The following is an 11,083-nucleotide window of genomic DNA, read 5'->3' as shown; positions in this document are numbered from 1 at the left end:
ATCGGAATTTCCATGTTCAAGAACGACCTGCTCGCGGGCAAAAAGATCCTCATCACGGGGGGCGGCACCGGGCTCGGCAAGAGCATCGGCCGGCGCTACCTGGAGCTGGGCGCGCACCTCGTCATCTGCGGGCGGCGCAAGGAGGTGCTCGACGCCACAGCCGCCGAGTTCACCGCTGCACTGCCGGGCGCGAAGGTCGACACATTGACCTGCGACGTGCGGGATGCCGCACAAGTCGAGGCCATGATGGACGCGATCTGGCAGACCGGCCCGCTCGATCTGCTGGTCAACAACGCGGCCGCCAACTTCATCGCACGCACGGACAAGCTCTCGTCGCGCGCTGTGGATGCCGTGTTGGGCATCGTGCTGCACGGCAGCTTCTACTGCACCATCGCCGCCGGCCGGCGCTGGATCGAGGGCGGGCGCGGCGGCAACGTCATCAGCACCGTGTCCGCACCCGTGATCACCGGTCAGGCTTTCACTGCCGCCTCGGCCGCGGCCAAGGCCGGCGTGCTGGCCATGACGCGCAGCCTGGCTGTGGAGTGGGGCCCAAAAAACATCCGCCTCAATTGCGTCGCGCCCGGATTGTTCCCCACCGAAGGCGCGTGGGAAAAGCTGTACCCGCCGGGCAGCCAGGTCGAGCCGCAAGAGCGCGGCGTGCCGCTGCGCCGCTTCGGTGACCACCAGGAGCTGTGCGATCTGTACGCGTACCTGGCCGCCGACGGTTCGGGCTACATCACCGGCGACCTGATCGTGATGGACGGCGGGCGCTGGATGCAGGGAGCCGGCGGCCCCACCTTCCGCGCCATGCAGGACTGGACCGACGATCAATGGAAAAAAATGAGGTGACACCCCCGAAGCGCCTTCGGCGCCTCCCCCTCAAGGGGGGGCGCCACCAGCGGCCCAGCAAAGCCGGTTCCGCGGTGGCCCGCGATAAGTCACGTACTTCGACAAGGAATTGACATGGACATCAGCGAAGGCCCTCTGAGCCTCAAAGACAAAACGGCAGTCGTCACCGGCGCGGGCGCGGGCATCGGCCAGGCCATCGCGCAGCTCTTCGCGCAGGCCGGCGCCAAAGTCGTCGTGGCCGACATCAATGCGGACGCGGCGGAAAGCGTGGCGCATGCCATTCGCGAAGCCGGCGGCAAAGCCGTGGCTGCCGCGGCCGACGTTTCGCAGGACGTGCAGGTCGCGGCCATGCTGGACCGCGCCATCAGCGAGTTCGGCAGCCTCGACGTGCTCGTCAACAACGCCGCGATCTTTCCCAAGAAGCCCTTCCTGGAAGTGGACGCGGCGTTCTGGGACAAGCTGCATTCGGTCAACCTGCGCGGCACCTTCCTTTGCCTGCGCGAAGCGATTCGCCGCATGCAGGCCCAGGGCACGGGCGGCGCCATCGTCAACATCTCGTCGGTGTCGTCGATGCAGGCTGTGGTCTACCACAACGCCACCTACAACGCGTCCAAGGCCGGCGTGAACAGCTTGACCAAGACCACCGCGCTGGAGTTCGCGGCCGACGGTATCCGCGTGAATGCGGTGCTGCCGGGCGGCGTGCTCACCGCCGGCGCGAAAGCGGCGGGCAGCAATATCGAACTCAAGGGGCCGATCATGGGGCCGGGCCGCATTCCGCTGGGCAAGATGGGCGACCCGGAAGACATCGCGATGGCCGCGCTCTTCTTCGCAAGCCCAGCTTCGCGCCTCATCACCGGCCAGCTGCTGGCCGTCGATGGCGGCTTCCAAGTCAGCTAGCGGCCGCGCGACACGCTCCCCAATGACATCGACCGCCCCCGAGTGGTTCGAGTGGGCCGTGAGCCGGCCGCGCGCGTCGCACTTTGCGGATGCGGACGGCACGCGCATCCACTACGCGTCCTGGAACGCCGGCGACACCGCCAAACCCGGCCTGCTGTTCCTGCACGGCTTCCTCGGGCACAGCCACTGGTGGGACTTCATCGCGCCCTTCTTCACCGATCGCTTTCGCGTCTATGCCCTCGACTTCAGCGGCATGGGCGAGAGCGATGCGCGCGCCGAGTACGCGCACGGCTGCTTCCTCTCCGACATCGCGGCGGTGATGCGCCATGCGGGCATCGCGCCCGGCATCGCCGTTGGCCACAGCTTCGGCGGATCGCGGCTGCTGCAGGCATGCGCGCTACAGCCGGAAACCATCCGCCGCGCGATCGTGCTCGATTCGTATTTCTCGGTGGACGAAGAAGCGCCGCCCCAGCACGAGCGGCGGCCGACGCCGCGCCCCTACCCCGACGAAGCCACGGGCATCGCGCGCTTTCGCCTGCTGCCCGAACAGGATTGCCCGCCTTGGCTGTCGGAGTACATCGCCCGCCATTCGCTGCGTCAGACGGACAGCGGCTGGACCTGGCGCTTCGATCCGCTGCTGCGCCAGCTGCCGCCGCCCGAAGGCAACATGCGCATGCTGGAACGCATTGCCGTGCCGGTGGACTACGTGCACGCGGAGTGCAGCGCGATCGTCAGCGCGGAACGCGCGCGCAGGATCGCCGCCGCGATCCCGAACGCGCGTGGCCCGGTGACGCTGGTGCGTGCCGGCCACCACCTGATGCTGGACCAGCCGCTGGCGCTGGTGGCGGCCTTGCGGGCGCTGCTCGCCTAGACCGCGCCAACGGCTCCGCACCCACAGGAGGCGAAACATGCAGAAAATCGAACTGCGCATCGACGTCAGTGCCGCCGTGCCCTACCCTGGCACGCACGAGATCGCCATGACGGCGTATCTCCCGCCCGCCCACGCCCTGCCGCCGCAGCCCGTGGCCATCTTCGCTTCGCCCGGCGGGGGCTACACCCGCCATTACTACGACATGCAGCCGCCAGGCCATGCGGGCTACAGCCAGGCCGATGCCCACGTGCGTCAGGGCACCATCTTCATCAGCTACGACCATCTCGGCGTGGGCGGCAGCTCGACGGAAAACCTGCGCGAATACACCGTGGCGCAGCTCGCCGCGGCCAATGACTCGGCCGTGCGAGACGTTGCCGCCAGGCTGGAAGGCGGCAGGCTGTCCACCGCTCTGCCGCCGCTGCCGGGCCTGGCGCGCATCGGCATCGGGCAGTCGATGGGCGGCTGCGTCACCATCGTGATGCAGGGCCGCCACGAAACTTTCCAGGCCATCGCGCCGCTGGGCTACAGCGCCATCCACACCGTGCTGCCGCAGCGCGACGCGGCCGAACGGCAGCGCGGGCTGGACCACCATGCGGCCATTGGCGCGCGTGAAGTCGGCGCGATCTCTGTCGAGGAAGCGAGCCGGGGTGTCGTCGATTTCGTCTACCCGTTCCATTGGGACGACGTCCCCGCGGACATCCTGGCTGCCGACATGGAGGGCGGCTATCCGCTGCGCAGAACGGCGCCCGCCTGGGGCAGCCTGACGGTACCGCCCTGCGCGGTGACGATGATGACGCCGGGCGTGGTCGCTGCCGAAGCCGCGGCCATCAAAGTCCCGGTGCTGATTGCGATGGGCGAGCGCGACGTGTGCCCCGATCCGCATGTTGAGCCGTCGGCCTATACCGGCTCGCGCGACGTGAGCCTGTTCATCGCGCCGCGTATGGCACACATGCACAACTTTGCGTCGACGCGGGTGCGACTCTGGTCGCGCATTGAATCGTGGTCCCGCCGCGTCGCCATGGACTGCGGGTCGAGCCCGCAATGACAGCCTCGCCGCGCGTCGACACGGCCATGGAAGCCCTGCCGCTGGGCGCCTTGCTGGCGAGCGCTGTGCGCGAGCGGCCTTCCACGCCGCTGCACTTCAACCTCGAACGCGGGAAGGTCAGCACGACGACGGGCGAATTGGCTGCCTCGGGCCGGCGGTTGGCGCGCGCACTTCGCGCACTCGGCCTGCGCCGGGGCGATGCCATCGCCGTCCAGTTGCCCACCGCGCCCGAGACAGCAGCGCTCTACCTTGCGACGCTGGAGATCGGCGCGGTGCTGGTGCCCATCGTCCACATCTATGGCCCGGCCGAAGTCGGGTTCATCCTGCGCCAATCGCGCGCGCGTTTCCTCGCCGTGCCCGACCGGTGGCGGAACATCGACTTCCTGGAGCGCGTCGAGGCGATCGGTGCCCTGCCCGACCTCGAGCGCGTGATCGTCGTCGGCGAGCGCGCTTTGGCGGGCGGGATCACGCTGCGCGAGGTCGAAGCGTTGGAGGACAGCGCGCCTGCGGTGCAGTCCAATGCCGAGCCCCAGCCCGACGACGTGTGCCTGCTGCTCTACACCTCCGGCACCACCGCCGCGCCGAAGGGCGTGCAGCACACGCACCGGACCGTGGGCGCGGAGTGGCTGATCCCCTTCATCGACGGCGACGGACCCTATCTGACCCCATTTCCCGCCGGCCACATCGCGGGCTTCAACTTCCTGCTGCGGCCGTTCGTCACCGGCACCGAGATGGTGTTCATGGACCGCTGGGACGCGCCGCTCGCGGCGGAACTCGTGGAGCGGCATCGTGTGCGCCTGTCGGGCGGCACACCGTTTCACCTGCTCGGGCTGCTCGACGCGGCGCGGCAAGGCGGCCGAGACCTGTCTTCGCTCGCGAACTTCAGCCTGGGCGGCACTGGCGTCACGCCCGATCACGTCGAACTGGCGGACCGTGCCGGGATGGCGGGCACCCGGGCCTACGGCTTGACGGAACACTCCACCGTCAGTGTCGGTTGGCGCGACATGCCTTTCGAGCAGCGCGCGCATACCGACGGCCGCCTGCAGCCCGGCTCCGAAGTGCGCATCGTGGACGACGCCGAGCGCGACCTGCCGCTCGGCCGTGAAGGCGACATCCTGGTGCGCGGCCCCGAGCTGTTCATCGGCTACACCGATGCGGCGTTGAACGCGCAGGCCTTCACCGCCGACGGCTGGTTCCGCACGGGAGACATCGGCCGGCTGGACAGTGCCGGGTGCCTGTCCATCACCGACCGCAAGAAGGACATCGTCATCCGTGGCGGCGAGAACATCTCGTCGCAGGAGGTCGAGCGCGTGCTGGCCACCCACCCGGCCGTGCGGGACGTGGCCGTCGTCGCCATGCCGGACGTGCGCTACGGCGAGAAAGTCTGCGCCTTCGTCGTGCCGCACCACGGCTGGCAACTCGACCTGGCCCAGGTGCAGCGCCATTTCGCGGGTGCCGGTGTCGCCCGGCAAAAGACGCCGGAGTCACTCTTCATCGTCGACGACCTGCCCCGCACTGCCTCGGGCAAGGTCAGGAAAGCGGACCTGCGGCAGCGATTTCACCCCTGAAGAACCACAACGAGGAGACCCGAATGAACAAGTCGAAAGAATGCCCACCCGCCTCCCCAAAGCGGCGCGCGCTCATCACCACCTTGCTCGCGGCGGGCGTGGCACCGGCCTGGGCCGCGCGAGCCGAACCCATCGTCCTGGGACAGACCGTCGCCATCGGCGCGGGCTCCGACGGTTCGGCCGCCCGCATCATCGACGGCGCCAAGGCCTGCGTGGGCGCGGTCAACGCGCGCGGTGGCATCGGTGGCCGGCCCATCGAACTCGTCACGCTCGACGGGGGAGACCCCGCCTCGCATGCGAAGAACGCCCGCATCCTGGTCAAGGAAAAGGGCGCCATCGCGTTGCTCAACTGCAGTGGCGACGCCACCTCGGCCGCGGTGGCCTTCATGGCGCGCGAGCTGCAGGTGCCGCTGGTGGGGGCCATGTCCAGCTCGCGCGAGATGATGCGCAGCAAGAGCCGCTACCAGTTCCCCGTGCGCGCCGGCAACGACAAGCAGGCCGAGGCGCTGAGCCGCCAGCTGCGCGCGATGGGCGTGAGCCGCGCCGCCATCCTCACCGACCAGGCGGGCGCGAGCGAATGCGCGGAAGCCATCAAGCCCCTGCTGGACGCGGACCGCATTTCCAGCACCTTGCTGCGCGTCGACGTGACCAAGCCGGCGACGTTCGACACGGCGGTCAAGGCGCTGGGCGCCGGCGGCTATCACGCGGTCGTGGTGGATCTGCAGCCCGAAACGATCGACAAATTGTCCGAACGCGGCCACACCGAGCGGCCCGAATGGCCGCGCATGATCGCTTCCTTCGCCACGACCGGCATGGTGGCCATGAACGGCGCGTTCCCGGGGCGGATCATCGGCTTCGCCAACGTGGTGCCGCATCCCGAAGCCTTCGCCGTGCCGCTGGCGCAGGAACTGCAGCGCAACGCCGAAAAGTACAGCACGGGGTATGCCGTCAACTTCGAGGGCATGGAGGCCTACCTCAACACGCGCGTGTGCGTGGAGGGCTTGAGGCGCATCACGGGCAAGCTGGATTCCGCGAAGCTGGTCGAGGCGCTCGAGCGATTCGACCGCGTCGACCTCGGCGGCTTCATCGTGTCGTTCGCGGGCGGGCGCGAAACCGGCTCCGACTGGGTCGAAGTCGGCGTGCGCTCACGTGCCGGCTACTATCTCAAATGAGAAGGCGGGCTCGCTGACTTCCCGGGCGGCGTGGGTCGCCGCAGGGAAGGGAACACCGGTCATCGCGACGGACTCATCCCAAAGGCTTTCCGCGACGCTGGTGTCTTGGGCTTGCGGTGCGATTCGCGCGAGCCCCGGTGGGCCCTTCATTTCGCCGAAGCCGATCGGACCGTACATCACCCCGCCCTTCGCATCGGGTGACGTGGCCGCATAGAGTGTCGGCAGCGCGCCCGCTTCCGCCGAGTGGCTGAAGAAGGGCGCCGCCAATGCCGTGACGACGCGCTGCCAGGTCAAGCAAGGCCCGGTGTTGGGCCCATTGGCGAACAGCCCTGTGCGGGCCCAGCCGGGATGCGCGGCGTTGCTCATCAACCCCCATCCGTTCGCGTCGCTTCGCCGCTGCAGTTCCAGCGCAAACATCAGCATCGCCAGCTTGGTCTGGCCATACGCACGCCAAGCGTCGTAGTTGCTGCTTTGCAGATCGCCCAGGTGGATGCGCGCGCCGCGGTGCGCCACGCTGCTCAGGCTGACCACTCGCGGGCGCGTGGCACGCTTCATCAACGGCAGCAATTGCGCAGTGAGCGCGAAGTGCCCGAGGTAGTTGGTGGCGATCTGCATCTCGAAACCGTCGCCCGTGAGTTTGCGGGCGGGCAGTGCCATCACGCCGGCGTTGTTGACGAGCAGGTGCACGGGTTTGTCCCGCGCATGCATCTTGTCGCTGAAGGCCTTGACCGATGCGAGGCTGGCCAGGTTCAGCGCCTCGAAACGCACATCGGCATGCGGGTGCAGGGCGCGGATGGCGTTCACCGCCGCCCAGCCCTTGGCCGCGTTGCGGCCGGTCACGACCACCCGGGCGTGCGCGGCGGCAAGCGCCAGCGCGGTTTCGTAGCCCAGCCCACCGGTGGCGCCGGTGACGATGGCCGTGCGGCCGCCCTGGTAGGGAACGTCTTCGTCAGCCCTCGTCATTGACCCACCGCACGAATCGTTGCAGGGGATAAAAGCCGTCGTGCGACATGCCGGTTTCAAACATCACCGCTTCGCCGAGCGACACCACGCGCTGCACGCCCGCTGCCGCCAGCGAGTCGCGCAACTCAACTTTGCGCGACGGCGGGAACACGCCCACCGTCTGCGTCGCCACGTTCGCGCGGAGCACCGCTTCTTGCAGGCTGGCTACAGGCACGACGTTGACGACGCGCCCGTCCGGGTGAAACTCCACCGGCTCCTCGGAGCGGATCACCAGGCCACGGCCCTCATAGCCGCCCCACACGCGATAGTGCGGCTCCATGTCGCGCAGACCGTCGATTTCATCGCGCAGGTTGCCGGGCAGCGGGCTGCCACAAGCCGACGTGGTGTGCCGCTCGACGCCCAGGCGCGCCTGCAACAAGGCGCAATAGCGGTCCACCTGTTCCACGGTGCCCTCGACGTATTGCACGCGGCTCGACGCGCAGGCCTGCTGGTTCATGATGGTCGCGTCGGCCGCCGCGGCGTCGGCCACCCCGGCCAGCACCAGCTCGGACTCGAAGGCCTCGCGGCCGACGAGCGAGATGCTGGTCTTGGGATCGAAGGCCACCAGCTCGAAGCCGGGCCCGATGTACTGGCGCGCGCTGCGGATGGTGCTGTCGCCGCCCCAGGCCACCAGCTTGTCGAAGAACTGCGGGCGGAACAGCAGGCTCTCCACCTTCTCGTCGCCGCCGCGCCAGTAGGCCGCGGAGAAGCTGCGCGCCACCGGATGGCCCGGCGCCACTGCCGAGAGCGCGCGCAGGATCGCGGTGGCGCTGAACAGGTCATTGGACGGCAGCTTGAGCAGGTGCACACCCTTGGTCAGCGCGCCGCGCATCACCGACAGCGCGGCCACACCGGGCGCGTTGCCCGCGATCACGTGGATGAGCCGCGGCGGAAAGGCGCGGGTGCGCTGGCGGCGGCCGCTGGGCGCACCGCTGATTTCGCGCCAGCCGTCGAGCACATCGGCGCCACCCAGTTCCTGCTTCACCTGGAACTCCATGCTCGCGCGGTTGAAGATGCGGCCCAGCGAAGCGTAAGAGCGTTCCAGCACACCGCGCGGCAGCGGGCTGGTGAGCACGCTGTGTTCCAGCGCTTCGGCCAGCACGCCGTCGGGGTCACGCGTGAGGCGGTCGCCCAGCGCAACCAGCACGTCCATGATCTCGGCCGATGGCACGTCGAACGCGGGGCCGGGCTCGCGGCGCGGCCACACCAGGGCGTCGAGGTCGAGCGCCGGCGTGGCGAAGCGCGCGCGCGCCGGGCCGTACTCGAGCGCTGTGCCGAACACCGCCTGGCCCTTGATCACGTGGCACACCGGCACCGGCTGGCCGGCGGCGGGCAGCGCGGGTTTCACGAGCGTCAACGTCGTCATGCACCAATCTCCCCGCGGATGTACCCGTCGATGGTGCCGGCGCAGCCGATGTGGTCGTCCTCGCCCACCTGGGCAAAGCGCGTGATGTTGTCGAAGAGCGTGGGCCCGGTGCGGCCGCAGGCGCAGCGCGGCTTGAAGTCCACGGTGACTTTGTCCCCCGTGATGACACCGCCCCAGCGGCCTTCGTAGAGCAGGTCGAGGAACGCGAAGCGACCTTCGACGATGCCATCCTCGCCATCTTCGGCCGTGAGCACGCGCTCGCCGTCGCGGTCCAGCACCAGCCAGATCAGGCCGGGCGCGCGGTGATAGCGGCCGGCCTCGCAGCGCGGCATCACCTGCGCCAATTCCGTCATGCCGTAGGCGGCGGGGCGGATTACCTTGCCGAAGAACCGCTCGACCTGCTCCTTGTAGTCGTCGGGCAGCGCGATGCCCTTCACGCCGCCGCCGGCGTTGACGATGCACTGGGGATGGAATTCGCCATCGCCGATCCCGCGCTCGCGGGCCCGCGCGATCAGCATCATGTACTGCGCCCACATGCCGCTGATCATGAGCGGCTCATGGCGGTGATCGAGGATCTTGTCGGCCAGGCCGAGCATCGCCTCACGCCCTTCGATGGCCTTGCGCTTCGCCTCTTGCTCGAAGTCCGCGATCTCCTGCGGCCCGGCCGAGCCTTCAGCCATCCGCTTGCGCATCGCGGCCATGCGGCTCACGTCGGCGATCTTCAGCGGCGCGTCGGTCAGCGCGAACACCGAGCCCGGCCGGCCCCAGTTGGCGGCGTTGAACGTGGCGGCTTCGCACGCGCTGTTGGGCCCCTTCATCGGGCCGAGCCAGAACACCGCGCGGTCCCCACCGGGCCGCACGAAGGGCCAGCCCACCGCGCCGCGGAAGTGCCGTTTCTTCATCTCCGAATCGCCGCGCGTGTGGTTGAGGAACGAGCACTTGCCAGTCGAGCCGCTGGTGGCGAGCACCATGTGCCCGGCTTCCCACAGTCGCGCGATCCAGTCGTCCACGTCTTTCACGCCCTCGACGTTCACCGTGCTGACGTCGTCCACGGACAGCGTGTTCAGCCACGTGAGCATGCGGTCCCAGCGGCCCTGCTCCACGAAGGATGGCGGGTACGATTTGTAGACCGTGTGCGCGAAGAGCAGCGGCACGATGTCCTGCAGCGACTTGATCCGGTCGATTCCGGCTTCTTCGGCCCGGCGCTTCAGCAGCGGAATCTGTTCGCGGCGCTTCTCGAACAGCTCCTGCGCAGCACGCAGCTGCAGGGGCGCGATGTCGGAGACGGGCTGGTCGAAGGCGGTGTCGGGCTCGAGAATCATCTCGAGCAGTTGCCCGCGCGTGGAGGTGGTGGCGGTTGCTGTTGTGGTGGTGGCGATCATGGTGTCTTGTCTCCTCGGATTCGGTCAGGGCGCGGGGAAGGCCGTGTTCACCGACACGGATTCCCACTCGACGAGCTCCTTGAGCACGCCTTCGTGCTTGCCCCGCACCATCGCCAGGCCGTCGGCGCCGAGGACCAGACGCAACGGCGGCTCAGGCGCTTCGAGCGCTGTGATGATGGCCAGCGCCGCCTTGGCAGGGTCTCCCGGCTGGTGGCCGTCATAGCGGCTGATGGACTTGCGCGCCTTGCCGGCGGGCGTGTCGACATAGGCTTGCAGCACCTGTTCGGCCTGCCGCATGGAGCCGCCCGCGAATTTGGTGCGAAAGCCGCCAGGCTCGACGATGGTCACGCGCACGCCGAAGGGCGCGAGCTCGCCGGCCAACGCTTCGCTGGCGCCTTCCAGCGCGAACTTCGAAGCCGCGTAGAGGCCGCAGCCGGGAAAGCCGATCACCCCGGCGACCGAGGTGATGTTGAAGATGTGGCCCGAGCGCTGCTCGCGCATGTGCGGCAGCAAGGCGCGTGTGACGGCGAGTGCGCCGAAGAAGTTGGTCTCCATGACGTGCCGCCCTTCCGCGTCCGAAACCTCCTCGACCACGCCGAAAAGGCCATAGCCCGCGTTGTTCACCAGCACGTCGATGCCACCGGCCTTCTGTACCGCCTGTTGCACCGCAGGGCCGATGTCGTCCGCGCGCGTCACATCGAGCACCACTGCGTGCGACCGGCCGGGCGCGAGTTTCTCGAAGCTGTCGGCATGCTCGCGCTGGCGCAATGTGCCGACAACGGTGTCCCCGCGCGCGAGGGCCGCGCGTGCGAGTTCAAGGCCGAAGCCGCTTGAGACGCCGGTGATGAGCCAGCGCTTGGGGTGGGGAATCTGGGACATGGGTGCTGCTCCGAAATGATTGCGATCTGCTTAACCAGGATAAGCATCTCGC

The 11,083-nt window shown here is 68.7% G+C and carries 10 protein-coding genes; 6 read left to right on the top strand and 4 right to left on the bottom strand.

Translation table 11 applies throughout. The features are described 5' to 3' along the window. The first annotated feature begins 12 nt into the window (after positions 1 to 12). The 6 genes from EEB15_RS23535 (at position 13) to EEB15_RS23510 (ending at position 6,402) form a co-directional block, all read left to right on the top strand. On the top strand, positions 13 to 849 hold the full coding sequence (locus EEB15_RS23535) for an SDR family oxidoreductase (protein ID WP_141512392.1): 837 nt from the start codon (positions 13 to 15) through the stop codon (positions 847 to 849). Positions 850 to 963: 114 nt separating this feature from the next. Continuing rightward, positions 964 to 1,746: an SDR family NAD(P)-dependent oxidoreductase gene (locus tag EEB15_RS23530; RefSeq protein WP_141512391.1), complete on the top strand. Its 783-nt coding sequence runs from the start codon at positions 964 to 966 to the stop codon at positions 1,744 to 1,746. Positions 1,747 to 1,768: 22 nt separating this feature from the next. Then, the gene (locus tag EEB15_RS23525; RefSeq protein WP_141512390.1) at positions 1,769 to 2,617 is read left to right on the top strand and encodes an alpha/beta fold hydrolase; all 849 of its coding nucleotides are present in this window, start codon (positions 1,769 to 1,771) and stop codon (positions 2,615 to 2,617) included. Between the two features lie 37 nt (positions 2,618 to 2,654). Continuing rightward, entirely contained in the window at positions 2,655 to 3,662 is a 1,008-nt protein-coding gene (locus EEB15_RS23520; RefSeq protein WP_141512389.1) for a lysophospholipase, read from the top strand. Beyond that, a complete protein-coding gene (locus tag EEB15_RS23515; RefSeq protein WP_141512388.1) occupies positions 3,659 to 5,230 on the top strand; it encodes an AMP-binding protein in 1,572 nt (523 codons plus the stop codon). Before EEB15_RS23520 ends, EEB15_RS23515 begins: the two co-directional genes overlap by 4 nt. Positions 5,231 to 5,253: 23 nt before the next feature. Next, positions 5,254 to 6,402, top strand: coding sequence for an ABC transporter substrate-binding protein (locus EEB15_RS23510; RefSeq protein ID WP_141512387.1), 1,149 nt, complete (start codon positions 5,254 to 5,256; stop codon positions 6,400 to 6,402). Here EEB15_RS23510 and EEB15_RS23505 read toward each other — a convergent pair. From EEB15_RS23505 to EEB15_RS23490, 4 genes are read right to left on the bottom strand one after another with little or no spacing between them, the layout of a single operon-like run. After that, positions 6,376 to 7,365 carry an SDR family oxidoreductase gene (locus EEB15_RS23505; protein ID WP_141512386.1) on the bottom strand — a complete coding sequence of 330 codons (990 nt, stop codon included), beginning with the start codon at positions 7,363 to 7,365 and terminating at the stop codon, positions 6,376 to 6,378. The two genes, EEB15_RS23510 and EEB15_RS23505, sit on opposite strands and share 27 nt — an antisense overlap. Continuing rightward, positions 7,352 to 8,770: an acyl-CoA reductase gene (locus EEB15_RS23500; protein ID WP_141512385.1), complete on the bottom strand. Its 1,419-nt coding sequence runs from the start codon at positions 8,768 to 8,770 to the stop codon at positions 7,352 to 7,354. Before EEB15_RS23500 ends, EEB15_RS23505 begins: the two co-directional genes overlap by 14 nt. Then, complete coding sequence (locus EEB15_RS23495) at positions 8,767 to 10,152, bottom strand: hypothetical protein (protein ID WP_141512384.1); 1,386 nt, start codon at positions 10,150 to 10,152, stop codon at positions 8,767 to 8,769. Before EEB15_RS23495 ends, EEB15_RS23500 begins: the two co-directional genes overlap by 4 nt. A gap of 24 nt (positions 10,153 to 10,176) precedes the next feature. Beyond that, on the bottom strand, positions 10,177 to 11,031 hold the full coding sequence (locus tag EEB15_RS23490; protein ID WP_141512383.1) for an oxidoreductase: 855 nt from the start codon (positions 11,029 to 11,031) through the stop codon (positions 10,177 to 10,179). Positions 11,032 to 11,083: the final 52 nt, after the last annotated feature.

Source organism: Ramlibacter sp. WS9 (assembly GCF_003797765.1).
In the GTDB taxonomy this organism is placed as follows: domain Bacteria; phylum Pseudomonadota; class Gammaproteobacteria; order Burkholderiales; family Burkholderiaceae_C; genus Ramlibacter.
The sequence above is the reverse complement of the archived record's forward strand: the minus strand, read 5'-3'. Positions and strand labels throughout refer to the sequence as shown.